25 protein-coding genes and 1 riboswitch are annotated in these 22,264 nt (G+C 45.2%); of the genes, 20 read left to right on the top strand and 5 right to left on the bottom strand.

Translation table 11 applies throughout. The features are described 5' to 3' along the window. Positions 1 to 11: 11 nt before the first annotated feature. From ACFSVM_RS04735 to ACFSVM_RS04805, 15 genes are all read left to right on the top strand, one after another. Positions 12 to 1,232 (top strand): MFS transporter, encoded by a 1,221-nt coding sequence (locus ACFSVM_RS04735; RefSeq protein ID WP_090723351.1) that lies wholly within the window; start codon positions 12 to 14, stop codon positions 1,230 to 1,232. A 143-nt stretch (positions 1,233 to 1,375) separates the two neighbouring features. Beyond that, complete coding sequence (locus tag ACFSVM_RS04740) at positions 1,376 to 1,612, top strand: hypothetical protein (RefSeq protein WP_076311691.1); 237 nt, start codon at positions 1,376 to 1,378, stop codon at positions 1,610 to 1,612. Between the two features lie 16 nt (positions 1,613 to 1,628). Then, positions 1,629 to 2,009, top strand: coding sequence for a spore coat protein (locus ACFSVM_RS04745; RefSeq protein ID WP_076311690.1), 381 nt, complete (start codon positions 1,629 to 1,631; stop codon positions 2,007 to 2,009). A 171-nt stretch (positions 2,010 to 2,180) separates the two neighbouring features. Beyond that, the gene (locus ACFSVM_RS04750) at positions 2,181 to 2,681 is read left to right on the top strand and encodes an Lrp/AsnC family transcriptional regulator (RefSeq protein ID WP_076311689.1); all 501 of its coding nucleotides are present in this window, start codon (positions 2,181 to 2,183) and stop codon (positions 2,679 to 2,681) included. A gap of 15 nt (positions 2,682 to 2,696) precedes the next feature. After that, complete coding sequence (locus ACFSVM_RS04755) at positions 2,697 to 3,911, top strand: aminotransferase class I/II-fold pyridoxal phosphate-dependent enzyme (RefSeq protein WP_090723349.1); 1,215 nt, start codon at positions 2,697 to 2,699, stop codon at positions 3,909 to 3,911. Positions 3,912 to 4,022: 111 nt separating this feature from the next. Beyond that, positions 4,023 to 4,286 (top strand): aspartyl-phosphate phosphatase Spo0E family protein, encoded by a 264-nt coding sequence (locus tag ACFSVM_RS04760; RefSeq protein WP_047910005.1) that lies wholly within the window; start codon positions 4,023 to 4,025, stop codon positions 4,284 to 4,286. Between the two features lie 102 nt (positions 4,287 to 4,388). Continuing rightward, the gene (locus ACFSVM_RS04765; RefSeq protein WP_076311687.1) at positions 4,389 to 4,943 is read left to right on the top strand and encodes a hypothetical protein; all 555 of its coding nucleotides are present in this window, start codon (positions 4,389 to 4,391) and stop codon (positions 4,941 to 4,943) included. Positions 4,944 to 5,003: 60 nt separating this feature from the next. Then, positions 5,004 to 5,546, top strand: coding sequence for a bifunctional adenosylcobinamide kinase/adenosylcobinamide-phosphate guanylyltransferase (locus ACFSVM_RS04770; RefSeq protein WP_076311686.1), 543 nt, complete (start codon positions 5,004 to 5,006; stop codon positions 5,544 to 5,546). Positions 5,547 to 5,559: 13 nt separating this feature from the next. Beyond that, positions 5,560 to 6,129 (top strand): cob(I)yrinic acid a,c-diamide adenosyltransferase, encoded by a 570-nt coding sequence (locus ACFSVM_RS04775; RefSeq protein ID WP_076311685.1) that lies wholly within the window; start codon positions 5,560 to 5,562, stop codon positions 6,127 to 6,129. Continuing rightward, positions 6,126 to 7,103 carry an RluA family pseudouridine synthase gene (locus ACFSVM_RS04780; protein WP_379260679.1) on the top strand — a complete coding sequence of 326 codons (978 nt, stop codon included), beginning with the start codon at positions 6,126 to 6,128 and terminating at the stop codon, positions 7,101 to 7,103. Before ACFSVM_RS04775 ends, ACFSVM_RS04780 begins: the two co-directional genes overlap by 4 nt. A 4-nt stretch (positions 7,104 to 7,107) precedes the next feature. Next, positions 7,108 to 7,467, top strand: a complete 360-nt coding sequence (locus ACFSVM_RS04785) for an arsenate reductase family protein (RefSeq protein ID WP_379260681.1) — start codon at positions 7,108 to 7,110, stop codon at positions 7,465 to 7,467. A gap of 129 nt (positions 7,468 to 7,596) precedes the next feature. After that, positions 7,597 to 8,487 (top strand): 5'-3' exonuclease, encoded by an 891-nt coding sequence (locus ACFSVM_RS04790; protein WP_076312561.1) that lies wholly within the window; start codon positions 7,597 to 7,599, stop codon positions 8,485 to 8,487. Between the two features lie 279 nt (positions 8,488 to 8,766). Continuing rightward, positions 8,767 to 9,375, top strand: a complete 609-nt coding sequence (locus ACFSVM_RS04795) for an MOSC domain-containing protein (protein ID WP_379262873.1) — start codon at positions 8,767 to 8,769, stop codon at positions 9,373 to 9,375. Between the two features lie 21 nt (positions 9,376 to 9,396). Then, entirely contained in the window at positions 9,397 to 10,299 is a 903-nt protein-coding gene (locus ACFSVM_RS04800) for an ROK family protein (protein ID WP_379260683.1), read from the top strand. Between the two features lie 188 nt (positions 10,300 to 10,487). Then, on the top strand, positions 10,488 to 11,492 hold the full coding sequence (locus tag ACFSVM_RS04805) for an HRDC domain-containing protein (protein ID WP_076311681.1): 1,005 nt from the start codon (positions 10,488 to 10,490) through the stop codon (positions 11,490 to 11,492). A gap of 84 nt (positions 11,493 to 11,576) precedes the next feature. Here the strand turns inward: ACFSVM_RS04805 and corA are convergent, their stop codons facing one another. Beyond that, positions 11,577 to 12,512 carry a magnesium/cobalt transporter CorA gene (gene corA, locus ACFSVM_RS04810; RefSeq protein ID WP_076311680.1) on the bottom strand — a complete coding sequence of 312 codons (936 nt, stop codon included), beginning with the start codon at positions 12,510 to 12,512 and terminating at the stop codon, positions 11,577 to 11,579. Positions 12,513 to 12,975: 463 nt separating this feature from the next. Then, positions 12,976 to 13,102, top strand: a riboswitch (SAM riboswitch). Between the two features lie 137 nt (positions 13,103 to 13,239). Here corA and metA point away from each other — a divergent pair. The 4 genes from metA to mqnC all read left to right on the top strand — a co-directional run bounded on the left by metA (position 13,240) and on the right by mqnC (position 17,836). After that, a complete protein-coding gene (metA, locus tag ACFSVM_RS04815; protein WP_379260686.1) occupies positions 13,240 to 14,157 on the top strand; it encodes a homoserine O-acetyltransferase MetA in 918 nt (305 codons plus the stop codon). Positions 14,158 to 14,193: 36 nt separating this feature from the next. Beyond that, positions 14,194 to 15,381, top strand: a complete 1,188-nt coding sequence (locus ACFSVM_RS04820; RefSeq protein ID WP_379260688.1) for a PLP-dependent transferase — start codon at positions 14,194 to 14,196, stop codon at positions 15,379 to 15,381. Continuing rightward, positions 15,374 to 16,543: an aminotransferase class I/II-fold pyridoxal phosphate-dependent enzyme gene (locus ACFSVM_RS04825; RefSeq protein ID WP_379260690.1), complete on the top strand. Its 1,170-nt coding sequence runs from the start codon at positions 15,374 to 15,376 to the stop codon at positions 16,541 to 16,543. The genes ACFSVM_RS04820 and ACFSVM_RS04825 overlap by 8 nt, the downstream gene beginning before the upstream one ends. A gap of 153 nt (positions 16,544 to 16,696) precedes the next feature. Continuing rightward, entirely contained in the window at positions 16,697 to 17,836 is a 1,140-nt protein-coding gene (gene mqnC, locus ACFSVM_RS04830; RefSeq protein ID WP_076311676.1) for a cyclic dehypoxanthinyl futalosine synthase, read from the top strand. A 53-nt stretch (positions 17,837 to 17,889) separates the two neighbouring features. Here the strand turns inward: mqnC and ACFSVM_RS04835 are convergent, their stop codons facing one another. From ACFSVM_RS04835 to ACFSVM_RS04850, 4 genes are all read right to left on the bottom strand, one after another. Continuing rightward, a complete protein-coding gene (locus ACFSVM_RS04835) occupies positions 17,890 to 18,780 on the bottom strand; it encodes a YitT family protein (protein ID WP_379260693.1) in 891 nt (296 codons plus the stop codon). 49 nt (positions 18,781 to 18,829) lie between these two features. Then, positions 18,830 to 20,071, bottom strand: coding sequence for a cation:proton antiporter (locus ACFSVM_RS04840; protein WP_076312559.1), 1,242 nt, complete (start codon positions 20,069 to 20,071; stop codon positions 18,830 to 18,832). A 4-nt stretch (positions 20,072 to 20,075) separates the two neighbouring features. Next, positions 20,076 to 20,570, bottom strand: coding sequence for a cation:proton antiporter regulatory subunit (locus ACFSVM_RS04845; protein ID WP_047909993.1), 495 nt, complete (start codon positions 20,568 to 20,570; stop codon positions 20,076 to 20,078). A 96-nt stretch (positions 20,571 to 20,666) separates the two neighbouring features. Next, complete coding sequence (locus ACFSVM_RS04850) at positions 20,667 to 21,044, bottom strand: hypothetical protein (RefSeq protein ID WP_379260696.1); 378 nt, start codon at positions 21,042 to 21,044, stop codon at positions 20,667 to 20,669. A gap of 182 nt (positions 21,045 to 21,226) precedes the next feature. Between ACFSVM_RS04850 and ACFSVM_RS04855 the strand changes: the two genes are divergently transcribed. Then, positions 21,227 to 22,162 (top strand): putative sporulation protein YtxC, encoded by a 936-nt coding sequence (locus ACFSVM_RS04855; RefSeq protein WP_076311670.1) that lies wholly within the window; start codon positions 21,227 to 21,229, stop codon positions 22,160 to 22,162. The last annotated feature ends 102 nt before the right edge of the window (positions 22,163 to 22,264 follow it).

Raw genomic sequence — 22,264 nt, forward strand, 5'->3', positions numbered from 1 at the left:
TGGATTAGCACATGAGTAAAACTCCTCTCGACAAACAATCACGGCTTCTCCTGCTAATTAATGGACTGTTTGTACTTGCTGGTGCTTTATCCGGAACTTTTCTAAACGTTTTTCTATGGAAGAGCAAACAAGACTTTGCCATGATCGGCTGGTTCACAATCAGTCAGCAGATCGGGCTGGTACTGACATTTTGGCTTGCTGGCAAATGGGTGAAAGAACACAACAAAATGAATGCGCTTCGATTGGGCATCTTATTATCAGGTGTGTTCTATCTACTCGTTCTGGGGCTTGATAAGCATGCAGTGGATTACATCTGGCCATTAGGCTTACTGCTGGGCGCGTCTCTTGGATTGTTTTGGCTTGCCTTTAATGTCGTTTACTTCGAGGTCACAGATCGTGATAATCGTGATCTATTCAACGGCTGGGTAGGCTTGATTGGATCATTGGTCGGCATTGTCGGTCCTTGGATATCAGGGATGATTATTTCATTGTCTGTTGGCAACCAAGGATATCAATATATCTTTATGATCTCTATGCTGGTATTTGGCATTGGGGTCGTGTTCAGCTTCTTCTTAAAGAAGAGGAAAGCAGAAGGCACTTACAGCTGGAACGAGCCTGTGAAGCAATTAAGCGAGAAGGGGAGTCCTTGGAGATGGGCGGCTCCAGCACTTGCAGCTCAAGGAGTTCGAGAAGGGGTATTCTCATTCTTGGTGAATCTGCTCGTATACATTGCGACAACCCAAGAAGCGAAGCTGGGACAGTTTTATCTGATCACCTCATTGGTAGCATTAGTTAGTTACCGTGTTGTCGGAAAATGGTACAAGCCGGGCTATCGCTATTACGGGACTTTGGTCGGGGCTGCTCTGTTATTCTTATTTACGCTTCCACTGCTATGGACCGTAAGTTACGGAACTTTGCTCCTGCAAGGGGTTGGATCAGCGATCTTCATGCCTTTGTATATTCTGCCCATGATTTCATCGGTATTTGATTTGATGGGAACCAGCGGCGAGAACGTATCCAAGCGGGTTGAGCTTGTCGTATTGCGTGAAATTTGTCTAACCATCGGCAGAGTGGTCGGCATTGTTATCTTTATTGTTGTTCTTGAGATCAATCAATCTACGCAGACGATCACATGGCTTATGATTATCCTGGGTCTGTCGCCTGTACTAAGCTGGTTTATGATCCGGAGACTGTTACAAGCTCAGCCGGTCAACAAATCTTCGGCAAAGTAAGAACTTGTACATAGCGTACATATTCATTTGTTCGCCAGGACAAGCTACTTAAGGCGCAATATGCAGGATTCCCTGATTGGAATCTATGAATGGATAAGTGGTAAGCAGGGAGTATGAAGACGTACCTACTTAAGGAGGATATTATGCAATCACAACAAATGCAGGCCATTTCAGGTAAAGAGCTCAGTTATATAAGCGATTCTTTGTCCAATGAAAACTTGCTGATTAAGCAGTGTGCTGCGACAGCAGCGAGTATTCAAAACCATGCAATCAAGCAAGTTCTTGAACAGCATATCATGACACATCAACAGCATGCAGATACACTGCTCCAAGCACTTGAGCAGCATCAGCCATTGGCACCGACGCATCCGATGAATTAACGAAGGAGGAATACAGATGAACAACCAGCAAAATAATCCATTGTTTATGCCCGAAGCCGATCTGATGCAATCCATTCTAGATAATCTCAAGAGAACGGTAAGAGAATATACGACAGCTACAACAGAGTCTGCTTGTCCTGTAGTAAGACAGATGTTCACCGATCTTACAATGGACACACTCAAGCTGCAAGGCCAGATATTCAATACAATGCAGCAGCACAATATGTATCAGGCTCCAGGCAACGCACTGCAAATGGATCTGAACAAAGAGATTCAAACGCAAATGCAGACGAAACAGGAGCTCACGCAATTTATTCAATCTAAAAATGTTTCAGCAGGCAATGCCCCTTATGCACAACAGCCCAACATCGAAGCGCACAAACCGAATTATATGTAAAACGAAATTTGTCCAATTGACTCGAAAGCCGTTATCTTCTGTTGATTAAAGGGAGATACGGTTTTTTTATTTGCAGTAATAATAAATTCATGTAATATTATATTTAATCTTCGATAAGAAGTGTTGCATGGCCCGTTAGAGCCGACCCGTATAACCACTGGAGGGAAATGCATGACAGAACTTAATGATTTGAAACTAAAAGTGCTTGATTTACTCAAAGAAGATGCAAGAAGAAGTCCTGCGCTGATCGCGACGCTCCTTGGAGCCTCGGAGGAAGATGTGAAGAGTGCGGTGGCAGAGCTTGAAAAAGACAATGTTATCGTTAAATACGCAACCGTTGTGAACTGGGACAAAGTGGACGATGAGAAGGTAACTGCCCTGATTGAAGTACAGATTACACCGGAACGCGGCAGAGGATTCGAAGGGATCGCGGAACGTATTTACTTGTACCCACAAGTCAAATCCGTGTATCTTATGTCCGGCGCATATGATCTCCTTGTAGAAATTGAAGGACGCAATCTGCGTGAAGTCGCTAATTTTGTATCGGAGAAATTGTCGCCGATCGATTCGGTGCTATCGACGAAGACGAACTTTATTTTGAAGAAATACAAACAAGACGGCATTATTTTTGAACCGCATCAAGAAGATAAGCGGCTCTTGATTTCGCCATAAAAGGAAGTATGAGATATGTTAATTAACCAAGATCAGCAGAAGGATGCACAACCTAGGTCGATGAGTTCTTATCTCGCTCCTCGTGTTCAGCAAATCCCGCCCTCGGGGATCCGGAAGTTTTTTGATCTCGTCGGTGATAACAAAGGAATCATATCACTTGGTGTGGGAGAGCCGGACTTCATTACCCCTTGGCATATGCGCGAGGCCTCTGTATATTCACTTGAGCGTGGATTTACGAGCTATACCTCCAACGCCGGAATGCCGGAGCTGAGAGAAGCGATCAGCGAATATTTGGATAAGAGCTTCCATACGCCGTATGATCCTAAGGATGAGATTGTTGTTACCGTAGGCGGTAGTGAAGCGATTGACCTTGCTCTGCGTGCTTTGATTATTCAGGGAGATGAAATCCTAGTACCTGAACCATGTTATGTTGCTTATTCACCTATCGTATCGATTGGCGGCGGTGTTCCAGTAGGCGTCGAAACCAAGGCAGAGAATAATTTTAAACTGACGGCAGAGGCACTCGAAGCGAAGATTACGCCCAAATCGAAAGTACTTATATTGTGTTATCCGAGTAACCCGACAGGGGCAACAATGACCTATGAGGACTGGCTGCCCATTGCAGAAGTTGTGGAGAAGCATGATCTCATCGTCATATCCGATGAAATTTATGCAGAGCTTACTTACAATCAGAAGCATGTCAGCTTCCCTTCGATTCCCGGAATGCGTGACCGCACGATCCTAGTGAGTGGATTCTCCAAGGCCTTTGCAATGACCGGATGGCGGATTGGTTATATGTGCGGTCATTCCGATCTGATATCGGCGATGCTCAAGATTCACCAATACACGGTGATGTGCGCGCCATCCATGGGACAGGTTGCAGCACTTGAGGCATTAACAAACGGTATGGAAGAGAAGGACCGGATGATTGAGTCCTATAATCAGCGCAGACGTCTCATCGTTCAGGGCTTTCGAGATATTGGACTGGACTGCCATGAGCCGCAAGGAGCATTCTATGCGTTTCCGAGCGTTCAGCAAACGGGTCTAACATCGGACGATTTTGCAGAACGACTGCTTACGGAAGGCAAAGTAGCGGCTGTTCCTGGCGGTGTTTTTGGAGCAGGAGGAGAGGGCTTCTTACGTTGCTCCTACGCTACTTCTTTAGCTCAGCTTAATGAAGCTTTAGAAAGAATCGGGAATTTTGTTTACAAACTTGAGAAACAGGGTTAATAATAATGTAAGCATAACAAATATTTTCCGAAAAATGTCACTTTTATCACTGCTATATGTTAAGTTGTATGTTATAATCCATTAGGATATAGATTCTGGGGAGGGGTTACCTTGTTTTGTGCTGAATATGATTTGCCGACATATCGTGGTCAATATGCTGTTGATAATGAAAGCAGCGGAACTTGGCTCACCAACTCGGAGAAAGCATCTTCTCGTGGTCTTTCTTTGGAAGATGAAATTCATATCCTGCGCAGCAAGATGGAACGAATCTTTCTGGAAGAGAAGTCATTTACTTCAGACGTTGTGATTGAAATCAGCAGCCTGCTGGATTTGAAGATCAATGAATATATGAAGGCATATCCTAAGAAAGCTTAGCTTATTTCTCCTATAGAGAAGACCCGAGTGAGGGTCTTCTTTTTTTGTCCATCTCAATTGTGATATGATGTGAAATAAGGGAAAAAAGGAGGAGTCATACACATGCGAGGCAGATGGAGTTTGGCGGCTACAATGGCATTGTGTGTCGGGATTTTATCCGGCTGTGGTAACGAAGATAAGTTCTCCATATTTATGATTGACAACCAAGGTAACATGTCTGTGATTGCTGAGGAGCTTGAGACCAAATTGCAGGAGAAGCTCGGAGAAGCTCCGGTTATTGAAGTCTCTGCCAGCCCAATGTATTCCAAGGAAAAAATTTTAGTGGAGTATGCAGCAAGGGAACATGATCTTATTATTTTGCCGGAAGAGGATATGAAGATATATGGCGCAGACGGCTCCAACATTCCTCTCGAGAATGATTTTGATCAGGAAGCATATAGCCGCGGCGTATTCGAAGGGGGAATTTACACCCGCGACGAGAATGGCGATCTGTCCAGTGACCCGATTGTAGGGGAGCACTTATTCGGAATACCGCTCGAAGAAATGTCGATGTTCATAGATTTGCAGTATGCAGCGAAAAATTTGTTTGCGACGATTCCGATCTCGACTCAGGATGAGCAAATGTCTATAGAAGTTTTAAAGGCGCTTACAGAATAGGATGTATCATCTGCTCAGAAGGGGCTGTAATTTATTTTTTGAGGTAGGTGGTTTTATAAAATGCTGATTATGGTAACAGGTGGAGTAAGCAGCGGTAAAACCCGATTTGCCCTTTCCTATGCCTCAAGACTAGCCCGTGAAGGGGTATATGTTACAGCAACAGACAATCAAGACAGGCTTGATGAGCTGAGGACACCCGCCAGACTTCGGACAATACATATAAATGCTGAGCATTCACTGCCAGATGTGCTGGATCATATTAATCGTGAATCCAACTTGTTTATAGCGGAGAGACGAATCGTCGTTGTGGACAGCTTGACGGCTTGGCTGGCAGGTGAAATGGAGTCCTGCTGGAATACAGCAGATCGAATGAAGATCAAGGCAAAAGTGGATATGTTAAAAGAGGTTATTGTATCTTATCAAGGGTTACTTCTCATCGTGACAAATGAAATGCATGGAAGCTTCCACCCATCTGAGGACGAGAAATGCTTTGTCAGCTGGATGGCTGAAATGAATCATTTGATCGCTTCAAGAAGTGACCAGGCATTTATGCTGATCTCGGGAATAGCTGCAGATATCAGCAAAGGTCAGATTCGCTATTAATTGGAGGGTTATGATGAAAATATATACCAAATCGGGAGATAAGGGTAAAACATCGGTTATCGGTGCAAGAGTGCCCAAGGATGATGACCGAATTGAGGCTTATGGAACGATTGATGAGCTTAACTGCTTCGTTGGTCAGTCAATCAGTCTGGCCGAAACCGATTCAAAGTATGAGGATCTGTGTGAAGAGTTAAGACAAATCCAGCAGGAGCTGTTCGACTGCGGATCAGACCTGGCATTTGTCAAGCTTGAAGAAGGGGATTACAAAGTAACTGCTGAGCTTGCTGGCCAGCTTGAAGCGTGGATTGATCTCCATCAAGAAGAGAATCCTCAAATTGAGAGATTTATTATTCCAGGCGGAAGCCCATTTGCTTCAGCTCTGCATGTGTGCAGGACGGTATGCCGCAGAGCAGAACGTCGCATGGTGACCCTGGGTTCGCATACCGATATTAATCCAGCTGTAAGGTTGTATATGAACCGCTTGTCTGACTATTTCTTTGTCATCGCCCGTACAGCTAATGTTCGTGCAGGTATTCCGGACGTTGAATATATTCGAAGTAAAAAGGTGTTCCGCAGTAAATGATAACGTATTATGAACCAATTACCTATATCGTAGAGCCAGAAGATGAAGGGATGCTGCTGAAGACGATTCTGCAGCGCAGATTAGGTGTTTCACGCAAGTTGATGTCGAAGCTTAAGTTGACAGAGCAAGGAATTCAGTTGAACGGTGAAAGAGTATATATCAGTGTCAAGGTTTCCAGTGGAGATCTTGTAGAGCTTCGTATGGAGAAGGAAACTTCGACTGATATATTACCGCAGAATATCCCCTTCAACATCTTGTACGAGGATGAGCATCTGCTCGTCGTGAACAAGCAAGCCGGAATCATTGTTCATCCGACTCATGGACATTATACGGGAACACTTGCGAATGGGGTCGTATATTATTGGGCACAAAAAGGGGAACAGGTTCGCTTTAGACCTGTGCATCGACTGGACCAAGAGACCTCAGGCGTGCTATGCATTGCCAAGAACCCGTATATTCATCAGCATATTTCTGAACAGATGATTGCAGGCACTGTTGATAAATATTACACTGCTGTTGTTTTCGGTCATCCTGTCCCTTCTGAGGGTGTAGTGGATGAACCGATTGACCGCGATCCGAGTGAGCCTCATCGCCGGATTGTAACGGCGGACGGTTATGCTGCAAGGACGATATACCAAGTCGAAACAGTGTATGAATGGGCCAGCAAAGTCCGAATCAAGCTTGAGAGCGGACGCACGCATCAAATTAGAGTACACATGAAGCATTTGGGCTGCCCCTTAATCGGTGATTCATTCTATGGACAAGCTGCACCGAATTGGACGGATACCTCCAAGGAGCGGCTTGCGCTCGCACACACTTGGATTGGGCGTCAGGCCCTTCACGCGAGCGAGCTGACCATCGTTCATCCGATCACAGGCCATAGAATACGTTTTACAGCGCCGCTCCCTGATGATCTACAGAGGCTGGATCACAAGCTAAAGACAACAATGAATGGTAACAATGAGGAGATTTAATGACATGAGTAAACTGACAGTATATCAATATGCAAAATGCGGCACCTGCCGCAAGGCCGTTAAATGGCTGGAAGAGCGCGGACATGAGCTCACGCTGATTCCTATTTTTGAAGAGCCTCCAGCCCCAGAGAAGCTGACAGAGCTGGTTAATAACAGTGGACTGGAATTCAAGAAATTCTTTAACACCAGCGGTGAAGTATATAAGGAATTGAATCTGAAGGACAAGCTGAAAGAGATGTCAAGCCAGGAGCAGATCGAGCTGTTGTCCTCCAATGGCAGATTAATCAAGCGTCCGATTGTTACTGACGGCAGTAAAGTATCCGTTGGCTTCAAGGAAGAGCAGTATCAGGACATGTGGAGCTGATTGCTAAATTTAGCATAAGGAAGCAAGGTTCTTTCCAGCGATTAACCCCCACCAGTGAATGTGGCTGTGCTATAATACGGGGAGTAAAGATTAGCATGGAATAGAACAGGAGCGTTAACAATCGTGAGTATAGAAACAAAAGATCAATCGGTATTATTAGTCGATGGTATGGCAGTATTGTTTCGGGCGTATTATGCCACAGCTTCAGGCGGTTATATTAGACGGACCAAGGACGGTATTGCAACTAATGCGGTATATGGATTTATCCGTTATTTCTGGGATGCAGTGCAGACCTTTAATCCGACACATGTGGTATGCTGCTGGGATCTGGGCGGTGGAACGTTCCGCGGTGAACATTACGCTGATTACAAAGGAAACAGACCAGAAGCTCCCGAAGATCTAGTACCACAATTTACTATGATTCAAGAAGTAATGGACAGCCTGGGCGTACCGAATATTAGTGCTGCTGGTTATGAGGCGGATGATTGCTTAGGAACACTCAGCCGTTCTTACAATGAAGAGCTGGATATGAACGTTATGATCTTATCTGGGGATCATGATCTGCTGCAGCTGGTGAACGAACGAACCAAGGTTATTATTATGAAAAAAGGTCACGGCAATTATAAAGTATATACACCGGAATCTCTGTACGAAGAGAAGCAGCTCCATCCACGGCAAATCATTGATATGAAGGGCTTGATGGGAGATGCGAGCGACAACTATCCCGGCGTGAGAGGAATCGGCGAGAAGACGGCGATGAAGCTGGTTCAAGAGTACGATTCCATTGAAGGAATTCTGGAGCATATGGATGATCTATCTCCGTCCATTCGCAAGAAGATTGAAGCAGATATGGACATGCTTCATTTATCTCGTAAGCTTGCAAAAATTCATTGTGAGGTTCCTGTTGCATGCTCGCTTGAGAGCAGTTTGCTTGTTCTGGATCATGCGCAGATCATTAGCAAGTTTGAGGAGCTGGAGATGAAGAGTCTTTGCTCGTTAATGGGAGTAGCGATCGGCTGAGATCGTATTATTCTTGTCGATAAGGTTAAGGAATTAGAGAATAGGGGTGCTGGCTGATTATGGGTCGGCACTCTTTTATATAAAAAATTGTACATTACCAATTGACCAAAAATCGATTTCGGGTAATGATAGTACTTGAGTTGTGTGCCCGGAAGGTTCAAACTTGATGGTAAGCGATTACATAAAAGTGAAATCAAATGATAGACGGAGGCGTTAAAATTGACGAGAGATGCTGCATCTTCCCATGTGGTTTCGTTAAATGTAGGAAGTAAAGTGAAGATGATGAATGGCAGCAAAGAGATATATTCCGCGATATACAAATCTTCTACAACGGAGCGGCTGTTCTTATCCAGAACAGGCTTTCATGGTGATGAACAGGCGGATCTAGTCAATCATGGTGGTGAGGATAAGGCGGTATGTGTCTTCAGCCATCAAGCATACCCGGTGTATGAGGATTTAATGGGACGCTCTCTCGATCCTGGAGCATTCGGTGAGAATGTAACCGTATCGGGGTTTGGTGAAACCGATGTATATATCGGCGATACGTTTCAGCTGGGTGAAGCAGTTGTACAGATCAGCCAGCCTCGGGTGCCATGCTTCAAGCTTGGACTGAAGCATCAGTACAAAGAGCTCCCGCTTCATTTTCAGACTACGGGATTGACGGGCTATTATTTTCGTGTCTTGACAGAAGGTTATGTGTCTTCAGAGGATTCCTTGACACTGCAATCAAGAGAACAGGATTCCTTAAGTGTAATGGAGGCTAATGTTATCATGCATCACCGAAAGACGGATATTAGCTCCATTAAGAAATTGCTATCGCTCTCAGCTCTTGCGGCAAGCTGGAAAGAAACACTCAGCAAACGGCTGGCAAAGCTGGAGACAACCTAGAACAATAACGGAGGGGTAATCATGGGAGTACTTGGTGCAATAGAAGCTGGTGGAACAAAATTTGTATGCGGTGTAGGTAATGAGCAAGGTGAGGTATTTGAAAGAGTCAGCTTTCCAACAACTACGCCGGAAGAGACGATGGCTCAGGTGATCTCTTTTTTTGAACAGCATGAGATTGAGGCGCTTGGTGTAGGGTCGTTTGGACCTATCGATCCTATCAAATCGAGTCCTACCTATGGTCATATAACGACAACTCCAAAGCCTTTCTGGGGTGGTTACAATATCATTGGAGAATTGAAATCGCATTTTCAGGTTCCGATGAATTTTGATACCGATGTGAATGGAGCGGCTCTGGGAGAATATACCTGGGGAGCGGCAAAAGGGCTGGACAGCTGCATTTATATTACGGTAGGTACTGGAATTGGGGCAGGAGCGGTAGTATCTGGACAACTAATTCACGGCCTGTCACATCCTGAAATGGGGCATATTAGTGTAAGACGTCATCCGGATGATACTTACGAGGGATTTTGTCCATATCATGGTGACTGCCTGGAAGGGATCGCGGCAGGTCCTGCGATTTCCAAACGTTGGGGCAAACAAGGCATCGAGCTTCCTTCTGATCATCCGGCTTGGGAGATGGAGGCTTATTATCTGGCTCAGGCTTTGGTAAATTATGTGCTCATTCTCTCTCCGCAGAAGATTATTATGGGCGGCGGTGTCATGAAGCAGGAACAGCTCTTCCCTCAAGTAAGAGCAGAGCTGAAGAAGCTGCTCGGAGGTTACGTTCAGCATCCAAGCATTATGGAGCGAATCGACGAATACGTTGTTTATCCTGAACTGGGTGATAACGCAGGGATCTGCGGTGCGCTTGCACTGGCCAAGCTGGCCAAAGAAGACGCCAAAATCGAACTGGGATTGAACTAGACGAATTAAATTTTGATCACACCGCATATCCATTCTTGAAATAATTATCAATTATGGTATGATGTTGACTAACAGAACAGTACGGATTTCATGAGGAAGCACCTCTCTCGCATTTAGATGTGGGAGGGGTGCTTTTTTTGTGGTCTTGTTGTACGTGCTGGGCTGACTTAAGGAGGAGGATGAATAGCATGAAGATTGTATTTATGAACCAGCTTTCAAATACGGCTCCTGGAGCGGAAGTGACTTATGCACAGTTATGGATTGGAGAGGAAGAAGGAATGTGGAAGCTGGGCTGGAACAAGAACAGCCTGGAAGAGGAGTTCTCGGACATTTGGTATGAAGGTACATCATGGAATGAAATGATGCATATTTATCGCCTGCAGCTGGCGATCAAGATGAGCGAGGGATATAGACCACTGATTGAAGGCGTGTTTCATGAAGCAGGGGACACAAGAACGAGAAATCAAGGGGCAACCAAGCTTCAGTGCTATAGTGAGCTCTATGGACGTGAGGAATTATATCAGGAGCTGTGTGTATGGCGGAGAAGGAAGGCCCAAACGGAGCGCAAAGCCCCTTATTTTATTGCCAGCAATCGGCTGCTTCGAATGATCAGTGCCTATGTTCCTCATACGCTGGAGGAGCTGCGTGAACTGCCTGGTGTCGGTGATAATAAGGCGGCAGAGTACGGAGAGGAAATTCTCGCCATTACGGTAAATGAAGCAAGAGAGCATGCATTTCCGCTGGATTGGGTGCATGAAGTTCTGAATGAAGAGGAATATGAATCCTGGGTATTCAAGCAGAAGGAGCAGAAGTATAAGCAAGAGCTGGAGCGTTTTACATTAAAGAAGACTGTACTATCAGGTATTGCCAGCAATCTTTCTCTGGATGAGATCAGTACAAGCTCTGGATTGACACGAAGAGAATTGGTTGATTTTCTCGAGGAGCTGGAGAAGGGAGGATACGATACAGAGGCACTGATTGCCAAGGAGCTGGTATGGATGACCGATGAAGAGCAGGAGCAGATTTGGAATGCTTATGATGAGCTGGGCACGGGCTTCTTGAAGCCGGTACTGCAGCGTGTATATGGCGATGATCCTTCTTCTGTAGGGCCGCTGGATCAGCTGTACGAGCGTCTGCGTATGGTTCGAATTCGGTTTAGAAGACAGACAGAGGCAGATCGCCAGGTCGGCTAGTTTAATAATATAAAGGGTGCGGGAACCCTGTCTCAGACAGCTCCGGACCCTTACATCATTCTATTTACAATGTCGAAGATGAGGTCAAATCCAGTCCTTCTTACGGAATATCCAATACATAGAAAGGCCGAGCGCGAAGATCACGCCGATAACGATAAAATAAGCATACTTATAATTCAGTTCAGGCATGTTGGTGAAGTTCATCCCATAGATGCCTGTGATCAGAGTCAGCGGCATGAACACCGTAGTAATCGCCGTGAACACACGCATGATTTCATTGGCACGGTTTGAAATACTGGACTGATAAGCCTCACGTAAGTTCCCCATCAGATCGCGGAGTGTATCGAAGGTTTCAGATATTTTCACCGCATTTTCATAAATGTCGCTGAAATATTTCTGAAGCTGATCATCAATTAACCGCAGATCTTTTTTGTTAAGTGTATTGATGACTTCTTTCTGTGGAGACAGCGCCTTTCTTAACCACAGAATCTCACCTCGCAGACCAATGATCTCGTTCAGATGCGATTTTTTGGTGTGCATCAGAATGTCTTCCTCCAGCTCATCAATCCGTGCCTCAAGCCGGTCACCAACCGTAAAATAATTGTCAACGATTGAATCGACGAGGTAATAGAGGAAACGGTCCGGTGTGCTGACTTCTTCCTCCCAGAGAATAGGCTTGAGTGTGCGAAGCTCGTTAATCTTCTGCTTGGTAACCGTAATAATATAATGTCTACCAAGAAATAGGTTTACGGCACGTAAAAATATTTCCTCATCATCAAACCGGATGCTGTTTACAACGATAAAATAATGGCTTTCATATATTTCGAGCTTTGGACGCTGTTCTTCCTCACTGAGACAGTCTTCAACGGCAAGATCATGCATGGAGAAGAGAGGCTGCAGCACAGCCAGATCGTCGACATCTGCATCAATCCAGTAGAACCCTTCAGCGGGAGGAGTAATTGTATCTTCAATGTTGTCAAGCGGAGTAAAAACTCCTTCATTCACCAGTCTTATTTTCATGTGTATCCACTCCTTATTAATCTCCCGTAAATGTTATAGGGACAAGCTGAATAACGAAGGAAAGTGAACGCATCAGTGCTGGTAAAGTGAAGGGTCACACAATTTAAGCAGGTATAGAGAAGAGGTCTCGCCCGTAAAATATGCGCTCCCGTCCAACCGGCAAGCTGATGGTACATCCTATATAGTTATATTTATTCGGCTGCCAGCTAGGCCTCGGGTCGCCTTCCATTTTACGTCACCCCATCATTTTTGATATTTAACACTTGACTAGTATAACGCTCTCGAATTAAGCAATCAAGAATGAAAATATTACACTATTCAAAGGCAGTCTATGTATGTGAAGCACATCTGGTGCTTTATTTTCATGAGCTGTCTCCTGGTGCTTATTTTTGACAGCCCAGTTCTTGACGAATAACGATCTAATCATTATAGTAATGGGTATATGACAATAAAATATAGCGAAATCTTATCAAGAGTAGGTGGAGGGACTAGCCCGATGATACCCGGCAACCGGCGAATACGCACGGTGCTAATTCTTGCAGTCGTCTGATCTTATTTATTAAGGCTATAGACGAATTGAGAGATGAGAGAGGCGCATTTTCGAATACGAACAGATGACCTTTCTCGATTACCGAGTGAGGTCTTTTTGTGTTAGGACGAAATATTCTGCTCCCCCATGCTCTCTCATGATATTCGCTCTTCAAACACCATATAAGGAGGAGTACTAATGCCAATTAAAATTCCAGACGCTTTACCGGCCAAGGAAGTACTTGCAGGAGAAAACATCTTTGTCATGGACGAAAGCCATGCGTACAGGCAGGATATCCGGCCGCTTCGTATCGGGATACTCAACCTGATGCCTACGAAGGAAACGACGGAAACACAGCTGCTCCGTCTTATTGGTAATACACCCATTCAAGTTGATGTTGTACTCATTCATCCCAAGTCTCACGTATCCAAGAACACGTCCCAAGAGTATCTGGATATGTTCTACAAAACATTTGATGAGATTAAGAATCTTCGTTTTGACGGCATGATCATTACCGGTGCACCGGTAGAACAGATGGATTTTGAGGAAGTGACCTATTGGGAAGAGATCCAGCAGATCTTTGAATGGACCAAGACCAATGTAACCTCAACAATGCATATATGTTGGGCCTCTCAAGCAGGTCTATACCATCACTTTAATGTACCGAAGGTAGGCCTTCCTGAAAAATGCTTTGGCGTGTTCCATCATACGATCAACAAATCTCATGTCAAGCTGCTTCGCGGTTTTGATGAAGTATTCCTCGCACCGCATTCTCGCCATACCGAGGTGACAAGAGAAGATATTGAGCAGGTTCCTGGGCTTGAGATCTTGTCCGAGTCAGAAGAAGCGGGGGTTTATATTGTAGCTACTGAGGATGGAAAACAAATCTTTGTAACAGGCCATTCCGAATACGATCCCTTATCTCTGAAATGGGAGTATGATCGGGATAAGGACAAAGGGCTTGATGTGAAGCTTCCGTATAACTATTTTCCAAATAATGATCCTGGTAAGGTTCCGCCATCTACCTGGAGGGCCCATGCGAATCTGCTCTTCTCTAACTGGCTTAACTATTATGTATACCAAGAGACGCCGTATGACATTGGACCACAGATTTAAGTGAATTCTACCTAACTTAGAGGAGGATGTTTACGAATGGGAGACAATAAACTAAACATTGAAAGCCGATTAGCACAGATTGGATCAGTGAAAGAGCCGGTAACGGGGGCAGTTAATTTCCCGATCTACCAATCCACTGCCTTCAGACATCCAAAGCTTGGTCAAAGCACTGGATTTGATTACATTCGTACGACAAACCCAACCCGAAAGGTTCTTGAAGAAGCAGCAGCTGAGCTGGAATCTGGTGATGCAGGATTCGCATGCAGCTCGGGTATGGCGGCTATTATGACGATCTTTGCCAAATTCGGACAGGGGGACCATCTGATTATTTCCCTTGATCTCTATGGCGGTACGTATCGTTTGGTGGAACGGATCTTGTCCAAGAATGGCATTACTGCAAGCTATGTGGACACGAATGATATTGATGCACTCGAAAGTGTAAGAAATGAAAATACCAAAGCTGTCTTTATTGAGACACCGACAAATCCTCTTATGATGATTACAGATATTGAAAAAGTGTGCGGCTGGGCAAGTAAACATGGGTTACTGTCTATTGTGGATAATACACTCCTTACTCCTTACTTCCAGCGTCCAATTGAGCTTGGCGCTGATATCGTTGTGCACAGTGCTACTAAATATCTGGGTGGTCATAATGATGTACTCTGTGGCCTCATTGTAACCAAGGGGAAAGAGCTGTCGGAAGAGATGGCATTTCTACATAATTCAATCGGAGCTGTACTCTCGCCAAGCGACAGCTATCAGCTTATGCGCGGTATGAAGACACTCGCGCTGCGTATGGAGCGCCATGAATATAACGCAACCAAAGTGGCCGAATTCCTGCTCGAGCACTCCATGATTACAGATGTCTATTATCCTGCTCTTACGGATCATCCAGGACATGATATTCAAAATAAACAATCCAGCGGCAACACGGGCATTCTATCCTTCAAAGTGAAGGATGCAAGATACGTTGAGCCCATCCTGAGACATATCAAGCTGGTAGCTTTTGCGGAGAGCCTGGGTGGAGTAGAGTCGCTTATGACCTATCCGGCTGTACAGACCCATGCTGACATTCCGGTAGAAATTCGCGATGCCATTGGTGTTGATGAGCGCCTGCTTCGTTTCTCTGTCGGAATAGAGCATATTGATGATATCGTTGCTGATTTAAGCCAGGCATTCGATAAGGCTCATCAAGAGCTTGAGGGAGGCGCAGCACATGAGTAAGAAAGACCGTGACGCCTCCTATAAATTTGATACGAAGCTTCTGCATTTCGGAGCAGAAATTGATGAAGGCACAGGCGCTTCCAGTGTACCGATCTACCAGGCATCTACTTTTCATCATCATGATATTTTCGCTCCGCCGGTTCATGATTACAGCCGTTCTGGGAATCCGACTCGTCAGGCGCTAGAAGACTACATTGCCTTACTGGAAGGAGGCGTTCGCGGATTTGCATACTCCTCCGGGATGGCCGCCATCTCCAGTGCGCTAATGATCTTATCTGCGGGAGATCACATTATCGCTACGGAAGATGTATATGGCGGTTCCTACCGTCTGCTCAGTACGATTCTGACCCGGATGAATATTGAAACCACATTTGTGGATATGACGGATCTGGACCAGGTCAAAGCTGCATATCGCTCAAATACCAAAGCCGTATTTATGGAAACGCCGTCGAACCCAACACTTCGTATTACCGATGTCGCAGGTGTCACGGCTTGGGCTCAGGAGAAAGGACTTATTACACTGCTTGATAATACGTTCATGACCCCTTATTATCAGCGTCCAATTGAACAAGGAGTGGATATCGTACTGCATAGTGCCACGAAATTCCTCGGAGGACACAGCGATGTGCTTGCGGGCCTTGCTGTTGCCCGGACAGAGGCCATCGCCAATGAGCTGAAGAAGCTCCAGAATGGGCTGGGTACGGTGCTTGGTGCACAGGAATCCTGGCTGCTCATGCGCGGGATGAAGACACTGGGGGCAAGAATGGCACATTCGGAGCAAAGTGCGGCCAAGCTTGCCGCATGGCTGACCAATCGCTCGGATATTGATGCTGTATACTATCCTGGTCTTATGGATCATCCTGGAAGAGAGATTCATGAGAGTCAATCTACTGGTTATGGTGCAGTCGTCTCCTTTGACGTCGGGTCGGGAGAGCGTGCCAAGCAGGTGCTGAATGCAGTCAAGCTTCCGCTCGTTGCGGTAAGTCTTGGCGCGGTAGAGAGCATACTCTCTTACCCGGCCATGATGTCGCATGCGGCGATGCCTCAGGATTTCAGGCTGGACAGAGGAATTACAGACGGACTGTTGCGATTCTCTGTAGGACTTGAAGATATCGATGATTTGATTGCAGATCTGGATCAGGCCTTAGCAGCTAACCGGTAAAATTCAATATTGTATATGATTCTAATCATATATATCTAGATGAAAAGAAGCATGCTTATAATAGGTGCTTCTTTTCACATTTAACCTATGTTACGATAGACAAGACAATATTTCTATTTATTGTTACATATTAACGATAAGGGAGGCTGCCGTATGAGCGGAGTAAACCATATCTTAGATAAAGCTTTGAATGGTGAGCGTCTGACTGTGGAGGACGCAACTCTTTTGTTTGAATCGGATGAAGTCGAAAAAATAGGTGAGGCAGCGCATGTCATCATGAAGCGGATGCATCCCGAACCCATCACAACGTTTGTCATCGGCCGGAACATCAACTATACGAATGTATGTGATGTATACTGCCGTTTTTGTGCGTTCTATCGCAGACCGGGTTCAGATGAAGGCTATGTACTCCCGGATGAAGTGATTTTCCAAAAAATTAAGGAAACCCAGGATGTGGGCGGAACAGAAATACTGATGCAGGGAGGAACGAACCCGAACCTTCCATTCAGCTATTATACGGATCTGCTGCGCGGGATTAAAGAACGGTTCCCGGATATTACAATGCATTCTTTCTCTCCAGCCGAAATTATGAAAATGCGAGAAGTGTCCGATGGCTTGACTCTTGAAGAAGTCGTTAGGCAGATTCATGAAGCGGGACTTGATTCTCTTCCAGGTGGAGGCGCTGAGATTCTTGATGACCGTACACGCCGTAAGATCAGCCGGCTCAAGGGCTCATGGCGTGACTGGATGGATGTAATGCAGACCGCGCACAGAATCGGCATGAATACGACAGCAACGATGGTTATTGGTTTTGGCGAAACGATGGAGGAGCGTGCACTTCATTTGCAGCGTGTTCGTGATGCCCAGGACGAATGCATCCAGAATGGCTATGATTCGGAAGGGTTCCTAGCGTTCATTCCTTGGACCTTCCAGCCGGATAACACGAACTTGAAAAAAGAACGACAAACTCCGGAAGCTTATCTGAAGACAGTCGCGATCAGCCGCTTGTTTCTAGATAACATTAAGAATATTCAATCTTCTTGGGTAACGATGGGACCGGAAGTCGGCAAGCTCTCCCTCCGTTACGGCTGTAACGACTTTGGAAGTACGATGATTGAAGAGAATGTGGTGTCCGCAGCAGGTGCTACACACAAAGTGAATATTAATTCCATTCTTGAACTGATTCGTGAGACAGGCAATACTCCGGCACAGCGGAATACGAAATACGAGATTCTGAGAGTATTCGATGGCCCGAACAGCAAAATTGAGAATGATTTTGTAATGCAGAATTAGATCAAGCAAAAGCGCAGCAGGTACAGTGACCTGCTGCGCTTTTTTATAACTTGTTATGAATTTGGCTCATCCATATCGAAGACAACAGTAGCATGGGGATCAACAGAACGAACGATGGCTTTCAACTGTCTCGTTTCAAACACATGTATCGTGTAATAGAGAGCAGGGAGCTGGCTCCAATCCTTTTCATTAGTCCGTTCTAATGGGGAGAGCTCAGGCTCTCTGAGAAGTCTTGCTCTAATTGACTTTTGCAGCTCATATGGTTGTGTACTAATAATGTAGACTCTGCGATTAAAAGTGAAGCCCCTCATTGCAAAGTGGACGGCTTCAACAGCAATCAAGTAAGCAAGTATCGAGTACATGGCCTGCTGAGCACCAAACTTAATGCCTGCTCCGGTAAGAACAAGAAGATTCATGACCATAATGATACGTTCAAGCTTAATCTTGGATCTCTTTCCTCCAGAGAGGTTAGAACTGATATGGTTTACAGCCAGTGTATCCAGGGTGCCCCCATTACTCAGCACGAGCCCAATGCCAAGTCCTAGAAACAACCCGCCTAATATTGCAGCTGCCAGCGGATGAGTCAGGACTGCAGGCAAAGGATGCAGCATTAATGCACTTAATGAGAATACCGTTAAGCCAAGTACAGTGACGATAGCAAATTGTTTATGAACTCTACCATAAGAAAATAAAATGAATGGCAGGTTAAACAAGAATAAAAATAGTCCAAGCCGCATTTCCATTTGATAGGCGAACATGGCGGATATGCCGGTGACTCCGCCGACAATAAGCTGATTCGGATGCAGGAAAAGCTCCAGTCCGATCGATGCCAAAATGCTGCCCAAGGTCACGAGCAACAGCTTTTTCAACCAGACACGATGAGGCTGCCTGGATACCTTGGATCCCACATGGATGGGACGAGTAGAATGTGGAGGCTGGTTCATTCGATTCCTCCTTTATTCATCATCCTTGCATTTTCAAAGTGGTCGATATTTAGTCAATCGTCTTTTCTTGCAGCATCTCAGACTTTTGCTGCTTCTTCGTGTTCTTGAACTTGAAGACTTTATCCAGCATACGGTAAATGTGTTTGGACTCTTTGGTTAGAAGAGGCCCGAGTATCGCTAGAATAAGCACATAGATCGCAGCAAAAGGCTGGATGATCGCCATCAGTCCGCCCGTTGCGGCCATGTTTGCCAGCAGGATAGAGAATTCTCCACGGGAGACGATGGTCAGACCAATATTGGAGGACGCCTTTGGAGACAACCCCGCACTCTTTCCGGCAAGCATACCGGCGGTAAAGTTACCTATTAAGGTAATAATTACGGCAATGAGAGCCAGCCATACGGCTTCTCCGCCAAGTGACAATGGGTCGATCGAGAGACCAAAGCTGAAGAAGAAGATCGCACCGAAGAAATCCTTGAATGGCATAATTAGATGCTCAATCCGCTTCGCATGCGTGGTTTCTGCTAGAACAAGTCCGACAAGCAGGGCCCCGATGGCTTCTGCGACATGAATGGTTTCAGAGAAGCCGGCTACCAGGAATAAGGATCCGAAGATCACGAGTGAGAAGAGCTCATTATTTCGGATATTAAGCAGTTTATTCAAGACGGGTACCAGCTTGCGTCCCAAGATGATAACGATCAGCATGTAGCCGAGTGCAATGAGTGCTGACATAATGACGCCGCCGATGGAAGACGAGTCACTGAGCACCAGACCGGACAGAATGGAAATATAAACGGCGAGGAAGACGTCCTCAAACATGATTATACCGAGAATCATTTCCGTTTCCGGATTAGCTGTACGCTTCAGATCGACAAGCACTTTGGCTACGATGGCACTTGAAGATATGGTTGTAATACCTGCAATGATGAGTGCTTCTGCAACCGGGAAGCCGCCGGCAAAGCCGAGAACGAGTCCCAGTGTAAAGTTAATACCTATATAAATACTGCCGCCAACGACGATGGACTTGCCTGACTTCAGCAATCTGCCGACTGAGAATTCAAGTCCCAAATAGAAGAGCAGGAACAAGACGCCGATACGGCCAAGGAAATCTATAAGACCGGCGCTCTCGATAAAACGAAAGTCGAGATGCCATATTTTAGCTGCATGAGGTCCTACCGCCATACCAATCAAAATGTAGAATGGAATAACGGAGAACCGGAGTTTAGACGAGATCAGTCCGGCAGCCGCGATGAGAGCGATCGCCAGACCGACTTCTAGTACCAAATGATCCACGTTCTCACCATCTTCCATCCTTTAAAATTTGTTTTAGTTTTTGTTGCTGCTGTCTTTCACCAACTGCAATTAGTGTAGAATCGGCCGCAATCTGCAGATCCGGACCAGGACTGATATGCTTCTTGTTATTCTTCTCCATAACGGCAATAATGGTCGCACCGGAATTTTGACGAATATCCAGCTCTCCGATGGTCTTGCCGACACAATTGTAATTTCCATCAATCTTGTACCATTCTATAATTAAATCGTCCAGCGTCATCTCGACACGCTCGAGCTGCTTAGGCTTGTATGTCATTCCGCCAACAATCGCTGCCAGCTGACGGGCCTCATAATCTTCAAGAGAGATCATGGAGATGCTTTGATCCGGGTCTTCATATTCGAAGTGATATAATTCACGACGACCGTCGTCATGAATAACGACAACAATTTTATCTCCACTGCTGGTTGTTGCCTGAAATTTTCGGCCGATACCCGGCAGATCAGTTTCACGAATTTCCATGGTTGTGTTAATGCCTCCTATAAATCATGTTTTAGTTCTAATAGTATAGAGATAGTATAGGCAAGAGCGTGTCATAAAACTCTAGACACGTCCTAGTTAAGCACTAACAAACATAGAAGTGAATTTTATAGGCTTCAGATAAAGCTTTCGCTTTATAAGGCCATAATACGCCTTGAAGGGCGGATTAATAATGAGGTACTCGAACAGCATAAATACCGCCAGCATCACGAATAGGAGATTCACCTCATTCAGTGCTTTAGGCTGGAATCCTGGTGACTTGATCATCGACTTAGGATGATTGCTCATTGTATTATCCATCGGTTCCTCATAGATCGGCTCGCTATGGCCTTTCATCTTAAGAAGATGGGTCTTGTCAACGTCTCCTTCAATCACCGGATACTGGAATGAGATGATCGGGATAATACAAATAAATACAACAAATATGAATTTATATACTGTTCTGTCGTATTTCATCTCTTATCCCTCCTCGCATGATACTGTTATAAAAATAATAACACAAATTTGTGTCGACTCCAAATAGGTAATTATTTTCTTTTATATTGAGAAAACATGACAACCTTTCCAAAAAGCCGCTTCGTATATCCCCTTCTTGCTGACCATATAATAATTCTAAGAAAGAGAAGGGAGTGAGCCTTGTGGAATTGTTCGTGGTATGGACGGAAGCCCAGGATCAAGATACAGCGGAACACTTTTACCGTTTCATTAAAGATAAGACGAAGGGGTTACATATAAGTAAACAAGGGTTCCGATTCTCTTATCGTCAACATGAGGGCAAGGCAGCCTGGATCTGCAAAGGATATGAGAACCATCCCGGTTTCCAGGAAGGATTGCCGCGTATGTATGAAATTATGGCATCCGGTCTTGCGGATTATGTCATTGAATGCAAAGAAGAGCAGCAGCTGAAGCGATTGATCGAAAGGGAATGCATTCATATGGAGCCCGACGAGCTGGAGCGGGTGAAGCGCATATGTGCACCTCTGTTAAAATCACGGCTGGAGACAGAGCAGGGGACTCGCGAGCTTAGACATGGGAAGCTTACAAGAGGTATTCTAGATACGCTTCAGGACATCCCGGTTGTTCACTTGGAAGGAGCCATTCAATTTCGTCTTCAGGAATACAAGAATGAACTGCATGAGATTGTGGAGTATGCGTTAGACGAGTTCTATATGGATCGTCAGTATGAAGAGTTCATGAGCTTATTGAAATATTTTGTTTATTTTCAGGATCCCAAGGTTCCATTAATTCATGTGGTTCATAAGGGCAAGCATGATTTTATTTTGCTGGATGAAGCCTATAAGCCGATGCCAATGCCGCAAGAAGAAAGTGTAATTATGGAAATGCCGGGTATGGAACTCGAGATGGAAGTCGAGGATATGATTATTAGCCGCTTAATTTCGATTTCCCCTAAAAAAATGAAGCTTCATACAAAAACTCCGGAATTTCCGCTGATCCATACGATCTCTCAAATCTTTGAAGATAAGGTGGAAATCTGCCGGAGCTGTATTCATTGCCGGAATTTAACGGAAGCTGGTTCATTGTCACTTGACGAAGAGGAAACTTTGGAATTATAATACTGCTTATTAAAAGCGATGACAAAGACAAGGGTCTTAGAGAAGGACAGTACAGAGAGAGGGAACATCAGGCTGCAATTTCCTCCGGATACCTGCTATAGA

The sequence above is a fragment of the Paenibacillus shunpengii genome (assembly GCF_042684905.1).
In the GTDB taxonomy this organism is placed as follows: Bacteria; Bacillota; Bacilli; order Paenibacillales; family Paenibacillaceae; genus Paenibacillus; species Paenibacillus shunpengii.